At 67.6% G+C, this 21,910-nt stretch carries 22 protein-coding genes; 19 read left to right on the top strand and 3 right to left on the bottom strand.

What is annotated here, in order from left to right:
* Nucleotides 1-298: 298 nt before the first annotated feature.
* Nucleotides 299-1,246 (bottom strand): ChuX/HutX family heme-like substrate-binding protein, encoded by a 948-nt coding sequence (locus LQD00_RS19625; RefSeq protein WP_232718973.1) that lies wholly within the window; start codon nt 1,244-1,246, stop codon nt 299-301.
* Nucleotides 1,247-1,272: 26 nt separating this feature from the next.
* Nucleotides 1,273-2,496: a sulfite reductase subunit alpha gene (locus LQD00_RS19620; protein ID WP_308196018.1), complete on the bottom strand. Its 1,224-nt coding sequence runs from the start codon at nt 2,494-2,496 to the stop codon at nt 1,273-1,275.
* A gap of 271 nt (nt 2,497-2,767) precedes the next feature.
* Between LQD00_RS19620 and rpmE the strand changes: the two genes are divergently transcribed.
* From rpmE to LQD00_RS19540, 16 genes are all read left to right on the top strand, one after another.
* Nucleotides 2,768-2,980 (top strand): 50S ribosomal protein L31, encoded by a 213-nt coding sequence (gene rpmE / locus LQD00_RS19615; RefSeq protein WP_005196328.1) that lies wholly within the window; start codon nt 2,768-2,770, stop codon nt 2,978-2,980.
* Between the two features lie 134 nt (nt 2,981-3,114).
* Nucleotides 3,115-4,191 (top strand): peptide chain release factor 1, encoded by a 1,077-nt coding sequence (gene prfA, locus LQD00_RS19610; RefSeq protein WP_232718970.1) that lies wholly within the window; start codon nt 3,115-3,117, stop codon nt 4,189-4,191.
* Between the two features lie 4 nt (nt 4,192-4,195).
* Nucleotides 4,196-5,074, top strand: a complete 879-nt coding sequence (prmC, locus tag LQD00_RS19605) for a peptide chain release factor N(5)-glutamine methyltransferase (protein ID WP_232718968.1) — start codon at nt 4,196-4,198, stop codon at nt 5,072-5,074.
* Nucleotides 5,075-5,121: 47 nt separating this feature from the next.
* On the top strand, nt 5,122-5,775 hold the full coding sequence (locus LQD00_RS19600) for an L-threonylcarbamoyladenylate synthase (RefSeq protein ID WP_232718966.1): 654 nt from the start codon (nt 5,122-5,124) through the stop codon (nt 5,773-5,775).
* Between the two features lies 1 nt (nt 5,776).
* On the top strand, nt 5,777-7,000 hold the full coding sequence (locus tag LQD00_RS19595; protein ID WP_269785227.1) for a serine hydroxymethyltransferase: 1,224 nt from the start codon (nt 5,777-5,779) through the stop codon (nt 6,998-7,000).
* A gap of 57 nt (nt 7,001-7,057) precedes the next feature.
* Nucleotides 7,058-8,257, top strand: a complete 1,200-nt coding sequence (locus LQD00_RS19590) for an MraY family glycosyltransferase (RefSeq protein WP_232718964.1) — start codon at nt 7,058-7,060, stop codon at nt 8,255-8,257.
* 283 nt (nt 8,258-8,540) lie between these two features.
* Complete coding sequence (locus LQD00_RS19585; protein ID WP_006360521.1) at nt 8,541-8,954, top strand: hypothetical protein; 414 nt, start codon at nt 8,541-8,543, stop codon at nt 8,952-8,954.
* Complete coding sequence (gene atpB, locus LQD00_RS19580) at nt 8,951-9,700, top strand: F0F1 ATP synthase subunit A (RefSeq protein WP_119031917.1); 750 nt, start codon at nt 8,951-8,953, stop codon at nt 9,698-9,700. The genes LQD00_RS19585 and atpB overlap by 4 nt, the downstream gene beginning before the upstream one ends.
* Before the next feature lie 132 nt (nt 9,701-9,832).
* Nucleotides 9,833-10,084, top strand: coding sequence for a F0F1 ATP synthase subunit C (locus LQD00_RS19575; RefSeq protein WP_006360523.1), 252 nt, complete (start codon nt 9,833-9,835; stop codon nt 10,082-10,084).
* Nucleotides 10,085-10,131: 47 nt separating this feature from the next.
* Nucleotides 10,132-10,620 carry a F0F1 ATP synthase subunit B gene (locus LQD00_RS19570; protein WP_005196345.1) on the top strand — a complete coding sequence of 163 codons (489 nt, stop codon included), beginning with the start codon at nt 10,132-10,134 and terminating at the stop codon, nt 10,618-10,620.
* Entirely contained in the window at nt 10,620-12,044 is a 1,425-nt protein-coding gene (locus LQD00_RS19565; RefSeq protein WP_232718962.1) for a F0F1 ATP synthase subunit B/delta, read from the top strand. The genes LQD00_RS19570 and LQD00_RS19565 overlap by 1 nt, the downstream gene beginning before the upstream one ends.
* A gap of 81 nt (nt 12,045-12,125) precedes the next feature.
* Nucleotides 12,126-13,754 (top strand): F0F1 ATP synthase subunit alpha, encoded by a 1,629-nt coding sequence (gene atpA / locus LQD00_RS19560; protein WP_006865802.1) that lies wholly within the window; start codon nt 12,126-12,128, stop codon nt 13,752-13,754.
* 45 nt (nt 13,755-13,799) lie between these two features.
* The gene (locus LQD00_RS19555) at nt 13,800-14,723 is read left to right on the top strand and encodes a F0F1 ATP synthase subunit gamma (protein ID WP_232718960.1); all 924 of its coding nucleotides are present in this window, start codon (nt 13,800-13,802) and stop codon (nt 14,721-14,723) included.
* Between the two features lie 67 nt (nt 14,724-14,790).
* Nucleotides 14,791-16,239, top strand: coding sequence for a F0F1 ATP synthase subunit beta (atpD, locus tag LQD00_RS19550; RefSeq protein ID WP_006437298.1), 1,449 nt, complete (start codon nt 14,791-14,793; stop codon nt 16,237-16,239).
* Between the two features lie 9 nt (nt 16,240-16,248).
* Nucleotides 16,249-16,629 (top strand): F0F1 ATP synthase subunit epsilon, encoded by a 381-nt coding sequence (locus LQD00_RS19545; RefSeq protein ID WP_232718958.1) that lies wholly within the window; start codon nt 16,249-16,251, stop codon nt 16,627-16,629.
* 203 nt (nt 16,630-16,832) lie between these two features.
* On the top strand, nt 16,833-17,321 hold the full coding sequence (locus LQD00_RS19540; RefSeq protein WP_232718957.1) for a DUF2550 domain-containing protein: 489 nt from the start codon (nt 16,833-16,835) through the stop codon (nt 17,319-17,321).
* A gap of 53 nt (nt 17,322-17,374) precedes the next feature.
* Here the strand turns inward: LQD00_RS19540 and LQD00_RS19535 are convergent, their stop codons facing one another.
* Nucleotides 17,375-17,989 (bottom strand): cob(I)yrinic acid a,c-diamide adenosyltransferase, encoded by a 615-nt coding sequence (locus LQD00_RS19535; RefSeq protein WP_232718956.1) that lies wholly within the window; start codon nt 17,987-17,989, stop codon nt 17,375-17,377.
* A 56-nt stretch (nt 17,990-18,045) separates the two neighbouring features.
* Here LQD00_RS19535 and murA point away from each other — a divergent pair, with 56 nt between their 5' ends.
* The 3 genes from murA to LQD00_RS19520 form a co-directional block, all read left to right on the top strand.
* Nucleotides 18,046-19,302 carry a UDP-N-acetylglucosamine 1-carboxyvinyltransferase gene (gene murA, locus LQD00_RS19530; protein WP_232718954.1) on the top strand — a complete coding sequence of 419 codons (1,257 nt, stop codon included), beginning with the start codon at nt 18,046-18,048 and terminating at the stop codon, nt 19,300-19,302.
* 151 nt (nt 19,303-19,453) lie between these two features.
* Complete coding sequence (gene mdo, locus LQD00_RS19525; RefSeq protein ID WP_006865796.1) at nt 19,454-20,725, top strand: NDMA-dependent methanol dehydrogenase; 1,272 nt, start codon at nt 19,454-19,456, stop codon at nt 20,723-20,725.
* Between the two features lie 128 nt (nt 20,726-20,853).
* A partial coding sequence (locus LQD00_RS19520; RefSeq protein WP_232718952.1) for a MadB family AAA-type ATPase occupies nt 20,854-21,910 on the top strand: 1,057 nt, incomplete at its 3' end.

The following is a 21,910-nucleotide window of genomic DNA, read 5'->3' as shown; positions in this document are numbered from 1 at the left end:
ATCGACCTCCTGATCCGCCTGCTTAAGAAGACAAAGACGAACATCGTGTTCCTGATGTCGGTTCAGACGCCCGCTCCGGGAGCCGGTGGCACCGACGACTGACCGTCGACTAACCTACCGACGGCCCGGCCCCGCATCATGCGGGGCAGGGCCGTCGGTCTTGGTGTCTCTGCTCCCCGAGTAGCGAGCGTGCGAGCGTATCCGCTCCCTGAGTAGCGAGCTTGCGAGCGTATCGAAGGGTCACCAGGCCTTCGTGGCCCGTCGGCTTGCGCTCCTCGCGCCTCAGGCAGCCAGGGGGTCAGGACGCGAGATCGTCGGTCAGGTGATCCCACGCCTCGACGGTGGCGCGGGAAACGGCGCCGACGTGCGTGACGACGAGGCAACAGCGCCCGCGCCGGTCGTAGAACTCGATTGCGGCAGTGGGGCCCCACGCCCCTTGTGACCAGGTGACCCAGCACTGTTCGACGTGGGTGAAGTTGATCATCACCCGAGACGCGCCGGACGCCAGGACCATCTGCCCGCGGTGCTCGCGGGCGCCGTCGAGCCGGTCCTGGCGCATCTGCATGCACCCCGGTGCCGCGGCGGCGAGGGTGACCGTCATCCTCAGCAGTGCGGCGTGCCCGAGTGCGGCGATGACCCGACTCGGATCGACGCGGGTGCCGCGCGGGCCGCGCCCCTCGGCCAGCAACCGGAGCCGGGAGGTGCCGCCGTCGAGCAGGACCGAGTCTAAGAGCCCGATCTGGTCGCCGTCGCGGCGGTCGGGGAGTGCGGCCGGGATGTACTCGGGTCCGGAGAACGCCGGGACGGGCGTGGGTTCCGAGCTGTGGATCGCCGCCATCGAGGTGGACAGGCTCAACGACTCGAAGGCGAGGCGATCGGAGTTCTCGGTCAGGTAGGTCGCGTGCGCGGTGTCGCCACCCGCGTCGAACAGGCGCAGCGTGGGCGGGACCTGGGCGGCGGGATCGGTCTGCAGCGTCGACGACAACCGAGAGGGGTTGAGTCGCAACGAGATCTGCTCGGCACCGACGGTGAGGGGGCCGCCCAGCGGGGTGGGGATCCCGTGAACGCCGACCGCGTTCATGATCACCGGTCCGGCGACCGTGACACCGACGACCTCCGCGAGCGTGGGGAGTCGCGCGGCGATCGTGTCGATGTCCGAACTGACCGCCGAGTCGCCGAAACCCGGTGTCGCGAGCAGGATCTCGAGATCGCTCGGCCGGATCGGGTCGTCGGTGGGGTCGGGCACGGCGTGCAGATCTCGCCGGGGTCGGCTCAGTAGACGTCGCGGGCGTAGCGGCCCGCGGCGCGGAGGGCGTCGACGTAGTCGCGCGCGGCGTCGGAATCGAGTCCGCCGTGCTGGGCGACGATCTCGTGGAGGGCCGCGTCGACGTCGCCGGCCATCGTGGCGGCGTCACCGCACACGTAGACGTGAGCGCCCTTCTCCAGCCAGGCGAACAGGTCCGCGCCGTTCTCGCGCATCCGGTCCTGCACGTAGACCTTGTGGTCCTGGTCCCGCGAGAAGGCGAGGTCCAACCGGTCCAGCAGGCCGTCGGTGACGAAACCGTCGATCTCGTCGGCGTAGAGGTAGTCGGTGTCGCGATGCTGGTCGCCGAAGAACAACCAGTTCGGTCCGGTCGAGCCGGTGGCCGCACGGTGATGGAGGAAGGCGCGGAACGGGGCGATGCCGGTTCCCGGACCGATCATGACGGCCGGGGCGTCGCCCTCGGGCAGGCGGAACGTCTTGTTGGGGGTGATGAAGACGTTCACGGTGTCGCCGGGCGCGCAGCGGTCGGCGAGGTGTGTCGAGCAGACGCCGCCGCGTTCGCGGTCGCCGGCGACGTAGCGCACGGTCGCCATCGTGATGTGCACCGTCCCCGAGTGAACCGTGGGGCTCGAGGAGATCGAGTACTCGCGGTGGGCGAGCGGGCTGAGTTCCTCGAGGAGTTCCTCGGGCGCGAAGTCCATGGTCGGATCGATGTTCAGCAGGTCGAGGACGTCTCGCCCGCGAAGCCATGCGTCGAGCGCCTGGGCGTCGCCGGCCTCGATCAGGCGGGTCAGGTCGGCATGGCCGGTCCGTTCGGCCACCGCCTTGGCCAAGTACTTCGACGGGCAGCCGATCTCGTAACGGGTGGTCAGGGCCTCGCGGAGGCTGTAGGTGGCCTTCCGGTCGGCGATGATCTCGTCGCCGACGGCTCCCAGACGCTCGAGAAGGAGATCCACCAGGGCGGGATCGTTGACCGGCGTGATGGCGATGCCGTCGCCCGGTTCGTAGGTGATGCCGCTGTCGCCGAGCGAGATCTCGACGTGCCGCACCTCCTTGGCCGATCCCGGACCCGACAGGACGGTGTTGGTCACGATCGTCGCCGGGTAGGGATTCCGCCGGTTCCACGGTGACCGGGCCGGCTTGCGCCGTGCCGGGGCGGACTGCTGCGTCGACGACTCATCCGGGGTGGTGCTCAGTGGAGTGCTGGTACCGGCCGAAGCGGCGTCGTACATCGAGAATCCTTCGTGGTCGGAGAGGGTGTTGCCAGGAGAATGGCCGTCGGCCATGGTATTACTCCCAAGCCCCCCTCCACGACCCTCCGGAGGTGTGATATTCGCCCGGGAATCAAATCGGGCCCCTGGCCGTTGACCAACCTGCGACCGCTGCGTCCGCGATTTCCGTCGCGAACGGCGCACATGGCATACTGAGCGGTCGAGTCCGGTTCCGGTTCACACCGTCGAAAGGCGACGGTGACCCGGCGACCACAGAAAGGGACAGCCAGACATGAAGCAGGGAATCCACCCCGAGTACGCGGCGACCACCGTCGTCTGCGGCTGCGGCAACACGTTCGAGACCCGCAGCACCGCTGCCAACGGTCGTATCAACGTCGAAGTCTGCTCGCAGTGCCACCCGTTCTACACGGGCAAGCAGAAGATCCTCGACACCGGCGGCCGTGTCGCCCGGTTCGAGAAGCGCTACGGCAAGCGCTCCAAGTAGACCACGCTGCGACGCCCGCCCGACGCCGAGTCGGGACGGGCGTCGTTTGTGTTTGACCAGGTCTTTCCTTCCCCGAGCATTCTTGCCGAAGGCGTCTTCGGCGGTGAGTTCCGTTTCCACGAGTGAGGTTCGCAGTGAGTACGCAGAGTCCGTCGGCCATCGATGACATCCTGGCCGAGCACTCCGGTCTCGAGCGTCAGCTCGCCGACCCCTCGCTCCACGACGACCCGGCCGCCGCCCGGCGGGTGGGCAAGCGGTTCGCCGAACTCGCCCCGGTGATGTCGACCTACAACAAGCTCAAGGCGGCCCGCGAGGACCTCGAGGCGGCGCGTGAACTCGTCGCCGACGACCCGTCCTTCGCCGCCGAGATCCCCGCCCTCGAGGCGACCGTCGAGGAGCTCGACGCGACGCTCACCGACCTGCTCGCCCCGCGCGACCCGCACGACAGCGACGACGTGGTCCTCGAGATCAAGTCCGGCGCCGGCGGCGAGGAGTCCGCGCTGTTCGCCTCCGACCTTGCACGCATGTACCTCAAGTACTGCGAGCGACACGGCTGGAAGGTGCAGACCCTCGGTGTCACCGAATCCGACCTCGGCGGTTACAAAGAGGCGACCTTCTCGATCAAGTCCAAGGAGACCGTCCGCGACGGAGTGTGGTCGCGGCTCAAGTTCGAAGGCGGCGTGCACCGCGTGCAGCGGGTGCCGGTGACCGAGTCACAGGGACGTATCCACACCTCGGCGGCCGGTGTGCTCATCTACCCCGAGCCCGAAGAGGTCGCCGAGGTCGCGATCGACGAATCCGATCTGCGCATCGACGTCTACCGGTCGTCGGGCAAGGGCGGCCAGGGCGTCAACACCACCGACTCCGCGGTGCGCATCACCCACCTTCCCACTGGCATCGTCGTGACCTGCCAGAACGAGCGGTCGCAGCTTCAGAACAAGGCCCGCGCCATGCAGGTCCTCGCCGCCCGCCTCCAGTCGGCGGCGGAGGAGGAGGCCGAGGCCGCGGCCGCGGAGGGTCGTGCTGCGCAGATCCGCACCGTCGACCGTTCCGAGCGCATCCGCACCTACAACTTCCCCGAGAACCGCATCACCGATCACCGCATCGGCTACAAGGCCAACAACCTCGACGCCGTTCTCGCCGGGGACATGGACAACCTCCTCGACGCACTCGTCGCCGCCGAGCGCCAGGCCCGCATGGAAGCCGAATAACCCGATGTCGGACGCGCCGGCCCGGGTGGCCGACGAAATCCGCAGCGCCACCGCACAACTGGCCGCAGCCGGAATCGACTCGGCACGACGCGAGGCCGAATGGCTGATGTCCCACGTCCTCTCGTGTGACCCCGGCCGCCTGATCGTCATCGACACCATCGATGACGCACACGTCCGTCGGTTCCGGACGGCGGTCGACCAGCGCGCGCGTCGAATCCCGTTGCAGCACATCGTCGGGACCGCGGCATTCGGTCCGCTCGAGCTGGCCGTCGGCCGGGGCGTGTTCATCCCTCGACCGGAAACCGAGTATCTGCTCGAATGGGCGGCATCCGCCGCCGCGACCAGGGCGGACCCGGTGCGCATCGTCGATCTCTGCAGTGGGAGCGGCGCCCTGGCCATCGGCCTGGCGACGCTGGTCCGTTCGGCGCGCGTGACGGCCGTCGAGATTGACGACGCCGCGTTGAAGTGGCTGCGGCGCAACGTCTCCGATGCACCGGTCGGGGTTCGGGAACGGCTCGACGTGGTGGCCGCGGACGTCACCGATGCCGATCAGATCGGCCGCGTGATCCCGGCGGGGAGCGTCTCGATCGTCGCGACCAACCCGCCCTACGTCCCGCTGCGGTCCGAGGTCGGTCCCGAGGTGGACCACGACCCGGCGCGCGCGGTCTTCGGCGGCGACGACGGGATGAGCGTGATCGTCCCGATGGTGCCGATCATCGCGACCGTGCTCGCCCCGGGCGGTCTCGTCGGGATCGAACACGACGACACCACCTCGGATGCCGTTGTCGAGTGTCTACGTGCCCACGGTGGATTCGACGAGGTGACCGCCCGTACGGATCTGGCCGGCCGGCCGCGCTTCGTGACCGCCCGCCGCGTCGGCTGAGGCGCGTCTGCCGGAATGCATCACCGGTGGCATGAAAGGATGGACCCGTGAGCATTGTTTTCGACTGCAACGATCCGCAGAGCCGTTCGGCGGGCATACGCGCGGCCGTCGGGGCGGCGAAGGCGGGACGCCTGGTGGTGGTCCCCACCGACACGCTCTACGGAGTCGGTTGCGATGCCTTCGATTCCGACGCCGTCGGCTCGCTGCTCGCGGCCAAGCACCGCGGCCGGGACATGCCGGTGCCGGTCCTGGTCGGGTCCTGGCATTCCATCGACGGACTCGTGCTGTCCGTCCCGCAGGCTGCCCGCGACCTGATCGAGGCGTTCTGGCCCGGCGGTCTGAGTCTCGTTGTCCGTCAGGCGCCTTCGCTTGCCTGGGATCTCGGCGACACCGACGGCACGGTCATGTTGCGCATGCCGCTGCATCCGGTCGCGATCGAGCTGCTCCGTGAGGTCGGGCCGATGGCGGTCTCGAGCGCGAACGTGTCGGGTAGCCCGCCCGCCACCACGGTGGACGAGGCCCGGGAACAGCTCGGCGACAAGATCTCGGTGTACCTCGACGGCGGGCCCGCGCCGATCGCCCAGGCGTCGACGATCGTCGACGTGTCGGGCGCGCAGCCGCGGGTTCTACGGGAGGGTGCCATCACGATCGAGGCCGTCGCCGAGGTCCTCGACGTCGACCCCGAGTCACTGCGTGGTTGAGTTGGCGTCGGGCATAGATTCGACGGGTGACCCGCAGATCGACATGCTGATCGAGCGGGAATCGTCCCGCCGGCGGACGTGGCTCCAACTGCTCGCGAGCGAGACCGAACCGACTGCGGGGGTGCGGGCCGCGATGGCCTCGACCTTCGATTCGAAGTACGCCGAGGGGCGCCCCGGTTCGCGCCATCATGGCGGATGCGAGATCGTCGACGAGCTCGAGGCACTCGCGATCGGCCGGGCGCGGGACCTCTTCGGCGCCGGTCATGTCGACGTCCAGCCGCTGTCGGGGAGTGCGGCGAATCTCGCCGTCCACGCGGCGTTCGCCCAGCCGGGTGACCCCGTGCTCGCGCTGCGGCTCGAGCACGGCGGGCACCAGACCCACGGTTCGCGCGCCAACTTCTCCGGTCGCTGGTTCTCCCCGCTGCACTACGAGGTGCGCCGCGACGACGAGCTCGTCGACTACGACCAGGTCCGCGAACTGGCCCTGGTGCATCGGCCGCGGATGCTGGTCGTGGGCGGCACGACGTATTCGCGTTCCTTCGACTACCCGCTGCTGCGCGAGATCGCCGACGAGGCGGAGTGCATCCTCCTGGTCGACGCGGCGCACCTCGCCGGACACGTTGCCGCCGGGCTGCTCCCGTCGCCGGTGCCGCACGCCGACGTCGTCACCTTCTCCACCAACAAGGTCTTCCGCGGGCCCCGCGGCGGCGTCATCCTGGCGCGCACCGAGCATGCCGACGCGCTGCGGAAAGCGGTCCATCCGTTCATCCAGGGCGGCCCGTCCATGCACGCGATCGCCGCGAAGGCCGTCGCCTTCCACGACGCCGGAACCGAGGAGTTCGCCGCCTATGCGGCCGCGGCCGCGCGCAACGCCGGAGACCTCGCTGATGCGTTGACCGCCCGCGGGCTGCGGGTGGTCTCCGGGGGCACCGACATCCATCTCGCGGTCGTCGACGTCGCGGCGCTCGGCATCTCGGGAACCGAGGCGCAGAAACGTCTCAACCGAGCGGGGATCGTCGTCGACAAGGCCGTCCTGCCCTTCGACGAGCGTCCGGTCGCCGAGGGGTCGGGAATCCGGATCGGCACCCCAGTAGCCACCTCGCGGGGCCTGACCCCGGAGATGATCCCGTCGGTCGCGGACGCGATGCTGGCCGCGATGACGACCGACGATCTCTCGACGCACGACCGGATCCACCGTGAGATCAGAAGCCTCGCATGCGGGTAGCGTTGTCCGGGTGTCCGATACGTCCCCAGCGACCTCCACGGCTGCAGTGGTGAGCCGATGATCGACGCCGCCCCGGTGGTGCTCGCGGCCGCGACCGACGGGGGAGGGGCCGGTGTCCCGCTGCGCGAGTTGCTGCTCGTCGGCCTGACCGCCGCCGCGATGACGTATCTGCTGACCTCGGCGGTGCGGGTGTTCGCGATCAAGGCCGGCGCGGTCGCCGTGCCGCGCGTGCGCGACGTCCACGTGATCCCGACCCCGCGACTCGGTGGTCTCGGCATGTTCGGTGGGGTGGTGGCCGGTATCGCCCTCGCCGCCAACCTGCCCGCACTCAACCGTCTGTTCGCCTACACCACCGACATGACCGCGGTGATCACGGCGGGCACGGTGATCGTCCTGGTCGGCGTCGTCGACGACCGGTGGGGCCTCGACGCGCTGACGAAGTTCGTCGGCCAGCTCACCGCCGCCGGGGTGCTCGTGCTCCTGGGCATCTCCTGGATCCAGGTGCCGGTGCCGTTCGCCGACATCGGGACCATCGTGCTCGATCCGCTCCAGGCGGGCCTCCTCACCGTGGCCGTCACGGTGGCGACCATCAACGCCATCAACTTCGTCGACGGTCTCGACGGTCTCGCCGCCGGTCTGGGACTCATCGCCGCGTCGGCGATCTGCATGTTCTCCCTCGGCCTGCTCCGAGATCAGGGCGGCGACGTCAGCTACTACCCGCCGGCACTCATCGCCGTCGCACTCGCGGGGGCCTGCCTCGGCTTCCTGCCGCACAACTTCTCGCCGGCCCGGATCTTCATGGGCGACTCCGGGGCGATGCTGATCGGGCTCATGCTGGCGGCCGCCTCGACGAGTGCATCCGGCCGTATCGCGGTCAACGCCTACGGCCCGGCCGACATCTTCACCCTGCTGTCACCGCTGATCCTCGTCGCGGCCGTGGTCTTCATCCCGATGCTCGACATGCTGCTCGCGGTCATCCGCCGGACCCGCGCCGGAGTCGGCTTCTACACCCCCGACAAGATGCACCTGCACCACCGGCTGCTCGAACTCGGCCATTCCCAGCGTCGCGTCGCGCTGATCATCTACCTCTGGGTCGGTGTCCTGGCCTTCTCCGCCGCGGCGAGCACCCTGTTCCCGCTGTCGGTGGTCGCGCCGATGTTCGGCGGGGGACTGGTGGTGGCCCTGCTGGTCACCATGGCGCCACGACTGCAGCGCAGGTTCGCCGAGCTCCGGACGTCGACAAAAGCCTTCCGCTGAGGTCCACGGGTGTGTCCGGTAGTGTCCGGTTCCGACCGAGCGCACCCTTGGTAAGGGCACGGTAAACCTCGTGTACTATCGGCCGTAGTAGTTGTGGCCCGGGCGCCGACGGATCTCGCCGGCGGTTCTCGCGAGCCTCGACTCATACCCCCCGGTAAGACCTTCGGGGTGGTGTTGGTAGGGTCACACCAAACGCGAGCTGTTGCATGGCGGCCACTGGTTGCTGCACGCACGCGGGTGCCCCGTGCCGTCGGTATGGATTCAACGAGCTGAGGAGAGGGACATGGAGACTTCTGCCCCTGATTCAGCCCCCGTCTATCCGCAGGCGCCCACCGGTCTGCGTCGTCCGGCACTCATCGCCGGCGGCGTGACGCTCGTGGTCGCGGTGGTCTCGATCCTCGTCGGTCATCCCCTCTTCGCAGTGTTCTTCCTGCTCGGAGTCGCGGGAATCCTGGTCAACGCACTGCTCGTGAAGCGTGCCGTCGACACGGTCACCGCCGAGTTGAACCCCCGTAAAACCGCTCTTGCTCTCAACTCCGCCATGCGACTCGGTGCCATCACGGTGCTCGCTCTGCTGGCGGCGTTTCTGGTCCAACCCGACGGGTTGGGCGCGATGTTCGGACTCGCCATCGGCCAGGTGGTCTTGGTGCTGAACACGGTCATTCCGGTGATGAAAGGACTTCGTAGCCAACCATGACGACCGCCTTCTACCTAGCCGCAGAGGATGGCGAACCAGCCATCCAGGTGGGTCATTACACCAAGTTCGAGCTCTTCGGACTGACCTTCAATCTGGAAACCATCATCGCGACGGCGCTCGCGGCGTTGATCATGCTCGCGCTGGCCTTCTACCTGAAGTCCAAGGTCACCTCGACCGGCGTCCCCTCGGGTGTGCAGCTCTTCTGGGAAGCAGTCACCATCCAGATGCGCGGACAGGTCGAGAGCGCGATCGGCATGAAGGTCGCTCCGTACGTCCTCCCGCTCGCGGTCTCGCTCTTCACCTTCATCCTGATCTCCAACTGGCTGTCGGTCCTGCCGGTCCAGGTGGGCCATCACGAGATCCTCAAGCCGCCGGCCGCGGACGTGAACTTCGCCTACGCGCTCGCCGTCTTCGTCTTCATCTGGTATCAGATCGCCGGCTTCCGGGCCCGCGGCCTGCTGGGTCACCCGGCTCGCATCGTGAAGGGCCACGTCGCCTTCCTCGCGCCGATCAACGTGATCGAGGAGTTCACCAAGCCGATCTCGCTCTCGCTGCGACTCTTCGGCAACGTGTTCGCCGGCAGCATGATGGTCGCCCTGATCGCCCTGTTCCCGCCGTACATCATGTGGGCGCCCAACGCGATCTGGAAGTCCTTCGAGCTGTTCGTCGGCCTGATCCAGGCGTTCATCTTCGCGCTGCTGACGATCCTCTACTTCTCGCAGTCGATGGAGACCGAGGATCACTGACCGCCCGTCCAGGGCACCTCGCGGCGGGAACGCCGCGACCACAACCGCACATGACCGACCTGCGTCGGCGCCTGTCGTCGCAGCCACAGACCTGACACACCAGTTGTCAGCAACCGAAAGGGAAATATCACAATGGATCCTTACATTGGCCTCGGCGCACTCATCGGTGGCGGCCTGATCATGGCCGGTGGCGCCGTTGGTGCCGGTATCGGTAACGGCCTGGCCGGTAGCCAGCTCATCGCCGGTATCGCTCGCCAGCCGGAGGCTCAGGGTCGTCTGTTCACCCCGTTCTTCATCACCGTTGGTCTGGTTGAGGCCGCTTACTTCATCAACCTGGCCTTCATGGCGCTCTTCGTGTTCGCCACCCCGATCAGCGCCGGCTGATCACCGCTCTCCCTTTTGTCGCCGAGTAGAAACGACACCTCACCACAATGACGCTTGCTGCAGAGAACTTCCTGCTTCCGAATGGAACGTTCTTCGTTGTCCTGCTCATCTTCGTGATTTTGCTGCTGGTCATCCGCAAGTTCGTGGTTCCGCCGATTCAGCAGGTCCTCGAGGAGCGGGACGAGATGATCCACCGCACCGCGGAGGACAATCGGACTGCCGCCGCCGAATTCGAGGATGCGGACGTGCAGTTCCGTTCGCTCCTCAAGGAAGCGCGCGGTGAGGCCACCGCCAAGCGCGACGAAGCTCGCGCACAGGGCCGTGAACAGCTGAACGAGATGAAGCAGCGAGCGACCGCCGAGGCCGACGCTGCCCTGCAGTCGACCAGCTCCGAGCTGGCGGCTCAGGGTGAGCAGGCGGCATCGACGGCTGCAGCTGATGTGGACACACTCGCCAAGACCCTCGCGGCGCGTGTGCTCGGTGTCGACTCGGCCACTCTTTCCGACACCCGATCGACGAGCGGAGCGGTGAACTGATGGCTGCCAACACTGAGACCGAATCCGACCAGGGCCCCATCGGCACCTGGCTCCACGACATCGGTGCTGCGTTCGACCCTGCGATCTTCATCGCTCAGCTCTTCGGCTTCGCGGTCATCATCTTCCTGCTGTGGAAGTACGTACGCCCGCCGGTGCAGAAGATGATGCGTGATCGTCAGGAGACGGTGCGCACCCAACTCGCCGAGGCCGAAGCCGCCAAGAAGCGGGTCGCCGAAGGCCAGAAGGCCCGTGAAAAGGCCGTCGCCGAGGCCAAGGCCGAGGCAGAGCAGATGAAGAAGGACGCCGCGGCAGACGCCGAGGCGATCACCTCCGACATCCGCGCCCAGGCCGATCACGAGGTCAAGCGCATCTCCGAGCACGGCCGCAACCAGGTCGCGCTGGTGCGGGCGAACCTGGTCCGTCAGCTTCGTACCGACCTCGGCCTCGCCGCGGTCGACAAGGCCGGCGAACTCGTGCGCAACCACCTCGCCGACGACTCGGCCCAGGCCGCCAGCGTCGACCGGGTCATCGACGAGCTCGAGGAGATGTCGTCGGGATCGTCGTCGGCCATTCCGTCGAGCGCCAAGCTCGTCGGTCTGCACGCCATGCGTGCCGCGAGCCGCGACGCCGCTCTCGCCGTGTCGGACAAGTTCGACTCGGCTGCGGGCGACCTCGACGGTGCGGCTCTCTCCGCGGCGTCGGGTGACCTGACCGCGGCCATCAACTTCCTCGGCGAGAACCCGGTGCTGCGCAAGCGCCTGGTCGAGGACGACGAGAACGCCGCCGGCAAGAACTCGCTGGTGCACACCCTGTTCGACGGCAAGGTGGCCCCGGTGGTCGTGGAGGTCCTCGCGACCGCCTCGACTCAGCGCTGGTCGTCGTCGGGCGACTTCATCGCCGCCCTGCGTCGTCAGAACTCGCTGATCGTGCTGACCGCCGCCGAGCGTGACGGGGTCATCGAGCAGGTCGAGGACGAGCTGTTCCGCGTCAGCCGGATCCTGGAGGCCAACCCGCAGCTCGCTTCGCTGCTCTCCGATCACAGCAAGGACGCCGACAAGCGCGTCGACCTCCTGCAGAAGCTGGTGGGGGACAAGGTCAGTGGCCACACCTGGACGCTGCTGTCCTCGACCGTCCGCCTGCTGAACGGTCAGGCCGCCGATGTCGCCGTCGATCAGCTCGCCGAGCTGGCCGCCGCCCGACGCGGCGAATCGGTCGCCCACGTCGTGTCGGCCTCCAAGCTGGCCGATGCACAGGTCGAGCGCCTCGCGACCGTCCTCGGCGGGATCTACGGCCGCACCATCTCGGTGCAGACCGAGGTCCAGCCCGAACTGCTGGGCGGCCTGCGGATCAGCGTCGGCGACGAGGTCATCGACGCCGATGTCGCCACGCGCCTCGCGAAGGCAGCCGAGACCCTGCCGCGCTGACGCAGCTCGACCCCTGACCACCTGAACACCCCAAGCCCGAGCCCTAAAGCCTCAGAGCTAATCAAGGAAAGACGAGAACCCATGGCGGAGTTGACGATCTCACCAGACGAGATTAAGGGAGCGATCGAGCAGTACGTCTCGTCGTTCGAAGCCGAAGCGTCGCGTGACGAGGTCGGCATCATCACCGATACGTCGGACGGTATCGCTCACGTCAGCGGACTGCCCAGCGCAATGGCCAACGAGCTCCTCGAGTTCCCCGGCGGCGTCCTCGGCGTCGCGCTGAACCTCGACGAGGACGAGATCGGCGCCGTCATCCTGGGTGACTACGAGTCCCTGGAAGAAGGCCAGCAGGTCAGCCGTACCGGCAACGTGCTCTCCGTGCCCGTCGGCGACGCCTTCCTCGGCCGCGTGGTCGATCCCCTCGGCGCCCCGATCGACGGTCAGGGCGACATCGAAGCCGAAGAGCAGCGCGTCCTGGAGCTGCAGGCCGCGTCGGTGCTCGAGCGCCAGCCCGTCGAGGAGTCCCTCGCCACCGGCATCAAGGCCATCGACGCCATGACCGCCATCGGCCGCGGACAGCGTCAGCTCGTCATCGGCGACCGCAAGACCGGCAAGACCGCCGTCTGCATCGACGCCATCCTGAACCAGAAGGCGAACTGGGAGACCGGCGACCCCACCAAGCAGGTCCGCTGCATCTACGTCGCGATCGGTCAGAAGGGTTCGACCATCGCCGGCGTCAAGTCCGCTCTCGAAGAGGCCGGCGCGATGGAGTACACCACCATCGTCGCCGCCCCGGCTTCTGACTCGGCCGGCTTCAAGTGGCTCGCCCCCTACACCGGTTCGGCCATCGGCCAGCACTGGATGTACCAGGGCAAGCACGTCCTCATCGTGTTCGACGACCTGACCAAGCAGGCCGAGGCCTACCGCGCCATCTCGCTGCTGCTGCGTCGTCCGCCGGGCCGCGAGGCATACCCCGGTGACGTCTTCTACTTGCACTCGCGCCTCCTGGAGCGTTGTGCAAAGCTCTCCGACGAGCTCGGCGGTGGTTCGATGACCGGTCTGCCGATCATCGAGACCAAGGCCAACGACGTCTCGGCGTTCATCCCGACCAACGTCATCTCGATCACCGACGGCCAGGTCTTCCTCGAGTCGGACCTCTTCAACAAGGGTGTCCGCCCGGCCATCAACGTCGGTACCTCGGTGTCCCGCGTCGGTGGTGCCGCACAGACCAAGGGCCTCAAGAAGGTCTCGGGTTCGCTGCGTCTGGAGCTGGCCCAGTTCCGCGAGCTGGAAGCCTTCTCGGCCTTCGCCTCCGACCTCGACGATGCGTCGAAGGCGCAGCTCGAACGCGGCGCACGCTGGGTCGAGATGCTCAAGCAGGACCAGTACAGCCCGTTCTCGGTCGAGGACCAGATCGTCTCGATCTACCTCTGCGGTGAGGGCCACTACGACTCGGTCCCGGTCGACGACGTGCGCAACTTCGAGACCCAGCTGCTGAGCCACCTGCACCACAACGCGAAGGGTGTCTACGACTCGATCGCCGGCGGCAAGGCGCTCGCCGACGACCAGGCCGAGGCCCTCGTCGCCGAGACCAACAAGTTCAAGAACGGCTACCTCACCCACGACGGCCGTCGCGTGGTCAACGAGGCCGAGGCGCAGGCAATGGATGCCGAGAACGTCGAGAACGAAGAGATCAAGATCCGCAAGTGATCTCAGACGTCAACGGACATTGCGATAAGGAAGGGGTGAGGGCTCATGGCCAGCATTCGTGAGCTGCGCTCACGCATCCGGTCGGTCCAGTCGACCAAGAAGATCACCAAGGCTCAGGAGCTGATCGCGACCTCGCGTATCACGAAGGCCCAGGGTCGCGTCGCGGCGGCGAAGCCGTACTCGGAAGAGATGACGACGGTGCTCTCCGAGCTCGCGAGCAACTCGGGCTACCTGGACAACCCGCTGCTGAACGAGCGCGAGAATCCCAAGCGCGCGGCGATCCTGGTGGTCACCAGCGACCGCGGCATGTGCGGTGGCTACAACGCCAACGTGCTCAAGGCGACCCGTGAACTCATCGCGCTGCTGCGCGAGGAGGGCAAGGAACCCGTGCTCTTCGTGATGGGTCGAAAGGGTGTGGGGTTCTTCAACTTCCGCGGCCTGACCGTCTCGGACTCGTGGACGGGCTTCTCGGAGGCGCCGAAGTACATGGACGCCGCCGAGCCGACACAGTTCCTGGTGGATCTGTTCGTGGCCGGGTCGGGCACCGACGTCGAGCGTCCGGGTGGCGACGGCGTCCTCGAGGGCGTCGACGAACTGCACCTGGTCTACACCCGGTTCCAGTCGATGCTGTCGCAGGTACCGGAGGTCCGCCGGGTGGCGCCGCTGGTCGTGTCCGAGGACGACGAGTCGTCCGACGACACCCCGTCTCGGAACTACACGTTCGAGCCGGGTGCGGATGCCCTGCTCGACGCGCTGCTGCCGAAGTACGTGGCAACGCGGGTGTACGCGGCACTGCTGGATTCGGCCGCATCGGAGTCGGCGGCTCGACGCACCGCCATGAAGGCGGCGACCGACAACGCCGAGGAATTGGCCAAGACGTATTCACGCGAGGCCAACCAGCTCCGCCAGGCCCAGATCACCCAGGAAATCAGCGAGATCGTCGGTGGTTCGAGCGCACTGGCCAACTAGCCGCAGCGCCCCCGAGTCCTGACGACGAGAACCAATACTTCGATCAAGAGGAAGTGACCCAAGCACCATGACCGCAGCAGTAGAAACCCCCTCCGCGCAGTCGGCGGGTTCCGCCGACGGGCGGGTCGTCCGCATCATCGGCCCCGTGGTCGACGTCGAGTTCCCCCGGGGCTCGATCCCTGAGCTGTTCAACGCCCTGCACGCCGAGGTCACCCTCTCCTCGGTTGCCAAGACCCTGACCCTCGAGGTCGCGCAGCACCTCGGTGACAACCTGGTGCGCACCATCTCGATGCAGCCCACCGACGGCCTCGTCCGCGGTGCGTCGGTCTCCGACACCGGCAAGTCGATCGTCGTGCCGGTCGGCGACGTCGTGAAGGGCCACGTCTTCAACGCCCTCGGCGACTGCCTCGACAGCCCCGGCCTGGGTCGCGACGGCGAGCAGTGGAGCATCCACCGCAAGCCCCCGGCCTTCGACGAGCTCGAGGGCAAGACCGAGATCCTCGAGACCGGCATCAAGGTCATCGACCTGCTGACCCCGTACGTCAAGGGCGGCAAGATCGGTCTGTTCGGTGGTGCGGGCGTCGGCAAGACCGTCCTCATCCAGGAGATGATCACGCGTATCGCGCGTGAGTTCTCCGGCACCTCGGTGTTCGCCGGCGTCGGCGAGCGCACCCGTGAGGGCACCGACCTCCACCTCGAGATGGAGGAGATGGGCGTTCTCCAGGACACCGCCTTGGTGTTCGGTCAGATGGACGAGCCGCCGGGCACGCGTATGCGCGTGGCTCTGTCGGCGCTGACCATGGCGGAGTACTTCCGCGATGTGAAGCACCAGGACGTGCTGCTGTTCATCGACAACATCTTCCGCTTCACGCAGGCCGGCTCGGAGGTCTCGACCCTCCTCGGCCGTATGCCGTCCGCGGTGGGCTACCAGCCGACCCTGGCCGACGAGATGGGCGAGCTCCAGGAGCGCATCACCTCGACCAAGGGCCGCTCGATCACCTCGCTGCAGGCGATCTACGTCCCCGCCGACGACTACACCGACCCGGCGCCGGCGACCACCTTCGCGCACCTCGATGCGACCACCGAGCTCTCGCGTCCGATCTCGCAGCTGGGTATCTACCCCGCCGTGGACCCGCTGACGTCGACCTCGCGAATCCTCGAGGCCTCGATCGTGGGCGACGAGCACTTCCGCGTCGCCAACGAGGTCAAGCGCATCCTGCAGAAGTACAAGGAGCTGCAGGACATCATCGCCATCCTCGGTATGGACGAGCTCTCCGAAGAGGACAAGGTCACGGTGCAGCGTGCTCGCCGTATCCAGAAGTTCCTCGGCCAGAACTTCCTCGTCGCCGAGAAGTTCACCGGTCAGAAGGGCTCGGTCGTCCCGCTCGCGGACACCATCGAGGCATTCGACCGTGTCGCCAAGGGCGAGTTCGACCACCTGCCCGAGCAGGCGTTCAACAGCTGCGGTGGACTCGACGACGTGGAGGCCGCCGCCGCCAAGATCGCCGGAAAGTAGCGGTAATCCATGGCTGAGAAGTCCTTCCACGTGGAGGTTGTCTCCGCGGATTCGAGCCTGTACTCGGGCGAGGCCACGTTCCTGATCGCGCAGACCACGGTCGGCGAGCTGGGCATCCTGGCCAACCACGAGCCGCTCCTGGGCCAGCTGGTCCCGGGTGGTTTCGTGGTGATCGTCGAGGAGAACGGCAATCGCCGCGCGGCCGCGGTCGAAGGCGGATTCCTGTCCGTCACCGGCGAGGCCGTCACGGTGCTCGCGGAGTCGGCCGACTGGGCCGACGACGTCGACATCAACGCGGAGAAGACCGCACTCGAGCAGGCTGAGCCGGACTCCCCGGAGTATCACCGTGCTCACGCGCGTTTGACTGCGGCACAGCACGTTTCGAAGTAACACCCTCGCTCGCGCGACGGTCGCCTCGGCCGGTCATCGGACTCACGTCCGGTGACCGGCCGAGGTCGTTTCGCGTCCGATGTGCGTGATCTGGCATGCTGGATCCACAGCCCTTGTCCCGCTTGCCGGTCATGCCGTCCATCCTCGATCAGGATTTCGACGGCGGATAGGACGTATGCGGTGATTGCACAGAGGAGTAGGTGATGACGCTGCTGGTCGTGTTGCTCAGTGTGCTGCTGGCGGTTGCCGTCATCGTCTGTGTGTTGCTGGCGGTGCGTCTGGCCCAGCTCCGACGCGTGGGCACCCCGATCCTGCTGCGCACCATCCCGGCGGAGGTCGATCACGGCTGGCGACACGGCACGGTGCACTACAGCGACAATTCACTGCGCTACTACCGGCTGGCATCGCTGCGTCCGGGCCCGAACGTCACTTTCGCCCGTCAGGGCATCGAGATCGCCGGCCGTCGCCGTCCCGAGGGCACCGAGACGGAGATCCTCGAGGGCATGCTGATCCTCCAGGTACAGACCACCGGCAAGACCCCCACCATCGGCAAGGGTTCCGATGGTGCGGGCACCGACGGCAAGGTCAAGGACGGCTACGAGCTCGCCATGGGCCCGGGCGCGGTCACCGCGTTCCAGTCCTGGCTGGAGTCGCGGCAGTCCGCACGGTCACAGCGGCGTAAGAGCGCCTGATCCCGCCGGTCGGCGGGATCGCGCCGGTATTCGCGTCTTTCGGCGCCCAGTTCTCAGCTGTCGGATGATTCCGGACGTTGCCGGTTGCCGCCCGGAACCCACTTCACGTCGCCGAGCGTGCCGTCGGGTGCCCGGTTGGCCACCCGCGACAGGATGAACAACAGGTCCGACAGTCGGTTGAGGTACTTCGCCGGCAACACGCTGGTGGTGTCCGGGTGTGCCGCCACCGCGGCCCAGGCCGAACGCTCCGCACGACGGGTCACGGTGCGCGCCTGGTGCAGGAGGGCCGCCAACGGGGTGCCGCCGGGGAGGATGAACGAGTCCAGCGGCGGCAGATCGGCGCCGAAGTCGTCGCACCAGCCCTCGAGGGCGTCGATGTACTCCTGGGCGATCCGCAGCGGCGGGTACTTCGGGTTCTCCACGATGGGCGACGACAGGTCGGCGCCGGCGTCGAACAGGTCGTTCTGCACCGTGGACAGCACCGCGGCGATGTCGGCGGGTACGTCACCGCCGAGAGCCAGTGCCGCGCCGATCGCGGCGTTCGCTTCGTCACAGTCGGCATAGGCGACCACGCGCGGATCCGTCTTGGGGACGCGCGAGAAGTCGCTCAAACCGGTCGAACCGTCGTCGCCGGTGCGGGTGTAGATCCTCGTCAGATGAACGGCCATGCGTTGAATGTACTGCGTGCGATGAGTGCCGGACGGCGGCGGATAAGGTGGCATGCGTGAGCGATCGGTTTCTGGTGACGGGCGGGGCACGTCTGTCCGGTGAGGTGTCGGTGGGTGGCGCCAAGAACAGCGTGCTGAAGCTGATGGCGGCGGCATTGCTGGCCGAGGGGACGACGGTGCTGACGAACGCACCGGAGATCGCCGACGTGCCGCTGATGGCCGACGTCCTGCGAGGTCTCGGTGCTGTCGTCGAGATGGACGGCGACACCGTGTCGATCACGTCCCCGGCCGAACCGAAGTTCCACGCCGATTTCGCAGCTGTTCGGCAGTTCCGTGCCTCGGTGTGCGTCCTCGGTCCGCTGATGGCCCGGTGCCATCGAGCCGTCGTGGCGCTTCCGGGTGGTGACGCGATCGGGTCGCGGCCCCTCGACATGCATCAGGCGGGTCTGCGCGCCCTCGGTGCGACCAGCTCCATCGAGCACGGTTGCGTGGTCGCCGAGGCCGACGCGCTCGTCGGCGCGCCCATCGCGCTCGAGTTCCCGTCGGTGGGTGCCACCGAGAACATCCTGATGGCCGCGGTGCTCGCCGAGGGCCAGACGACCATCGACAACGCCGCCCGCGAGCCCGAGATCGTCGACCTCTGCGTGATGTTGCAGCAGATGGGTGCGCAGATCGAGGGCGCCGGTACGTCGACGCTGACCGTGAACGGCGTCGACCGCCTGCATCCCACGACCCACCGCGTGGTGGGGGACCGCATCGTCGGCGCCACCTGGGGCATCGCCGCCGCGATGACGCGCGGCGACGTGACCGTCCGCGGTGTTCTGCCCGAACACCTGCAGCTCGTACTCAACAAGCTCGTCGACACCGGTGCCCGCGTCGACACCTTCGACGACGGGTTCCGGGTGCGTCACGACAGTCGGCCGGTCGCGGTCAACGTCTCGACGCTGCCGTTCCCCGGTTTCCCCACCGACCTTCAGCCGATGGCCATCGGCCTCGCCGCCATCTCCGAGGGCATGTCCGTCATCACCGAGAACGTCTTCGAGGCGAGGTTCCGCTTCGTCGAGGAGATGGTGCGCCTCGGGGCAGACGCACGCACCGACGGACACCATGCGGTGATCCGCGGCATCGAGAAGCTCTCGAGCGCACCCGTCTGGTGTTCGGACATCCGCGCCGGCGCCGGCCTGGTCCTCGCGGGCCTCGTCGCCGACGGCGTGACCGAGGTGCACGACGTCGAACACATCGACCGCGGTTACCCGCACTTCGTGGAGATCCTCCGCAGCCTCGGCGGCGAGATCGAGCGCGTCTCCGACTGATTCGCGTGTGCCGACCTGTCCGATCGGACAGGTGGTACCCCCGTCCCGTTGGACCGACCCTGCCCGCCAAGGGTCAGGACCCCTTGTGGCCGTTGTGATCTGAGCGACATTCTCGTTGTGACAGACCCAACCGTCACAAGGAGTTCACCCCATGGCCATTGAGCTGAACCAGATCTGGGACTTCCCGATCAAGGAGTTCCACCCGTTCCCGAAGGCGAAGCTGGGCGTCGGTGCGCACGACATGCTCGGTGTCGAGGCCAAAGAACTGGGCATGACCCGTGCCCTGCTGATGACCACCGGCCTCCGTGGTTCGGGCATCATCGAGGAACTGATCGGCAAGATCGAGTACCAGGGTGTCGACGTGGTCCTCTTCGACCAGGTGGAGTCCAATCCCAAGGACTACAACGTCATGGACGCCGCCGCGCTGTACCAGTCGGAGAAGTGCGACGGCATCATCTCGGTCGGCGGTGGTTCCAGCCACGACGCCGCCAAGGGCGCCCGCATGGTGATCGCGCACGACGGCCGCAACATCAACGAGTTCGAGGGCTTCTCCAAGGCCACCAACAAGGAGAACCCGAAGCACATCGCGGTCTCGACCACCGCGGGCACCGGCTCGGAGACCTCCTGGGCGTATGTCATCACCGACACCTCGGACATGAACAACCCGCACAAGTGGGTCGCGTTCGACGACACCTGTCTGGTCGACCTCGCGATGGACGACCCGCTGCTGTACTACCCCTGCCCGGAGCATTTCACCGCGTTCTGTGGTTTCGACGTCCTCGCCCACGCCAGTGAGCCGTACGTCTCGCGACTGGACTTCGCGCCGTCGCTCGGCAACGCGAAGTACGCGATCGAGCTGATCGCCAAGCACCTTCGGACCGCCGTCTACGATCCGCGCAACCTCGAGGCGCGCACGGGAATGATGCACGCGCAGTACATCTCGGCGCAGGCGTTCAACTCCGGCGGTCTCGGCCTGGTGCACAGCCTGTCCCACGCGGTGAGCGCCTTCTACGACAGCCACCACGGTCTCAACAACGCCATCGCGCTGCCCCGCGTGTGGGAGTACAACCTGCCCTCCCGCTTCGAGCGTTATGCAGAGATCGCCGCGCTGCTCGGCGTCGACACCTCGAAGATGACCACCGTCCAGGCCGCCGACGCCGCGGTCGAGGAGGCCATCCGCCTGTCGAAGGACCTCGGTATCCCCGACAACTTCGGACAGCTGTCGACCAACAGCTACGAGAAGAACCGCATGAACACCGGTAAGTACGAGGGCCGCGGCGAGGGCATCGACACCTCGGAGAAGCAGATCCGCGCCATCGCCGAGCACATGATGGGCGACTGGTGCACCCCGGGCAACCCCCGCGAGAGCACCGTCGAATCGCTGATCCCCATGGTCACGCACGCCTTCACCGGCAGCTACTGATCGTGCCCCCCGGGCGTCGACCCCCCACGACGCCCGTGGCGGAGTCGTGCCCCGGGAGGGGAGATCCCTCCCGGGGCACGCGGTCCGTCCCACCCCAACGATCCGACGAAGGAAGGTCTGGCGACCCGATGACGCACACCTCCACCGGTCTGGCCCGCCTGGCGGACGCCGACGAGACCGCTCGTTTCGCCTCCGCAGAGGAACTGACCGCCGCCCTGGGCGAGCAGGGATACCTGATCGGACCCGAGCTGGCGGTCGTCGTGCACCTGGCGACGCTGCTCGACCGCCCGCTGCTCCTGGAGGGGCCGGCCGGCGTCGGCAAGACCGAACTGGCCAAGGCGCTGGCCGCGGCGTCGGGGCGCGAACTCATCCGCCTGCAGTGTTACGAGGGACTCGACGACTCGCGTGCGCTCTACGAGTGGGACTACGCCCGCCAGCTGCTGCACGTGCAGATGCTGCGCGATCGCATCAGCGCCGAACTGGCCGCGGAGACAAGCCTTTCGGCGGCTTCGGCGGCCTTGGCGCGTACCGAGGTCGGCGTGTACACCGAGGACTTCCTGGTGGCCCGGCCGCTGCTGGCCGCGATCACCTCGACCACCCCCACCGTGCTCCTCGTCGACGAGATCGATCGCACCGACGAGGCGATGGAGGCGGTCATGCTCGAGGTGCTCGCCGAACGCCAGGTGTCGGTGCCCGAACTCGGCACGTTCACCGCGCGGTCGTCGCCCTGGGTGATCCTGACCTCCAACGACACCCGGGAACTCTCGCCGGCCCTCAAGCGCAGGTGCCTGCACTTCCAGGTCGACTATCCGGACCCGGAGACCGAGCGCGCCATCGTCGCGGTGCGCGCGCCCGACATCGAGGACGAGGTCATCGGCGAGGTCGTCGACCTCGCCCGCCGACTCCGCGACCTGCCGCTGCGCAAGAGCCCCTCGATCGCCGAGGTCATCGACGCCGCCCGGGCGGCCTCATACCTCAAGACCACCGGACCCCGCCCGGAGGTCGATTCCGGCCCCGCTCCGGCCGACGCCGCGTTGCTGTCGTTGCTGGTCAAGTTCGGCACCGACCTCGACCTCGCCCGTCGCGTGCTGTCGCCGGCCGCCGCCGACACGCCCGTCGCGGAGGTCGGGGTCGACGGCACGACGCCGCAGGGCTCGGTCACGGCGCGGGCGTTCGGTGCGGGCC

The organism is Gordonia metallireducens, from assembly GCF_021245825.1.
Taxonomy (GTDB): domain Bacteria; phylum Actinomycetota; class Actinomycetes; order Mycobacteriales; family Mycobacteriaceae; genus Gordonia; species Gordonia namibiensis.
This window is presented reverse-complemented; position numbering and strand designations above follow the sequence as displayed.

Coding starts and splice junctions, on each gene's coding strand:
- LQD00_RS19585 (WP_006360521.1), top strand. CDS start 8,541: ATGGAGACTTCTGCCCCTGATTCAGCCCCCGTCTATCCGCAGGCGCCC.
- LQD00_RS19555 (WP_232718960.1), top strand. CDS start 13,800: ATGGCCAGCATTCGTGAGCTGCGCTCACGCATCCGGTCGGTCCAGTCG.
- LQD00_RS19590 (WP_232718964.1), top strand. CDS start 7,058: ATGATCGACGCCGCCCCGGTGGTGCTCGCGGCCGCGACCGACGGGGGA.
- LQD00_RS19575 (WP_006360523.1), top strand. CDS start 9,833: ATGGATCCTTACATTGGCCTCGGCGCACTCATCGGTGGCGGCCTGATC.
- rpmE (WP_005196328.1), top strand. CDS start 2,768: ATGAAGCAGGGAATCCACCCCGAGTACGCGGCGACCACCGTCGTCTGC.
- LQD00_RS19540 (WP_232718957.1), top strand. CDS start 16,833: ATGACGCTGCTGGTCGTGTTGCTCAGTGTGCTGCTGGCGGTTGCCGTC.
- LQD00_RS19545 (WP_232718958.1), top strand. CDS start 16,249: ATGGCTGAGAAGTCCTTCCACGTGGAGGTTGTCTCCGCGGATTCGAGC.
- LQD00_RS19565 (WP_232718962.1), top strand. CDS start 10,620: ATGGCTGCCAACACTGAGACCGAATCCGACCAGGGCCCCATCGGCACC.
- prmC (WP_232718968.1), top strand. CDS start 4,196: ATGTCGGACGCGCCGGCCCGGGTGGCCGACGAAATCCGCAGCGCCACC.
- atpA (WP_006865802.1), top strand. CDS start 12,126: ATGGCGGAGTTGACGATCTCACCAGACGAGATTAAGGGAGCGATCGAG.
- mdo (WP_006865796.1), top strand. CDS start 19,454: ATGGCCATTGAGCTGAACCAGATCTGGGACTTCCCGATCAAGGAGTTC.
- LQD00_RS19570 (WP_005196345.1), top strand. CDS start 10,132: ATGACGCTTGCTGCAGAGAACTTCCTGCTTCCGAATGGAACGTTCTTC.
- atpB (WP_119031917.1), top strand. CDS start 8,951: ATGACGACCGCCTTCTACCTAGCCGCAGAGGATGGCGAACCAGCCATC.
- LQD00_RS19535 (WP_232718956.1), bottom strand. CDS start 17,989: ATGGCCGTTCATCTGACGAGGATCTACACCCGCACCGGCGACGACGGT.
- LQD00_RS19620 (WP_308196018.1), bottom strand. CDS start 2,496: ATGTACGACGCCGCTTCGGCCGGTACCAGCACTCCACTGAGCACCACC.
- atpD (WP_006437298.1), top strand. CDS start 14,791: ATGACCGCAGCAGTAGAAACCCCCTCCGCGCAGTCGGCGGGTTCCGCC.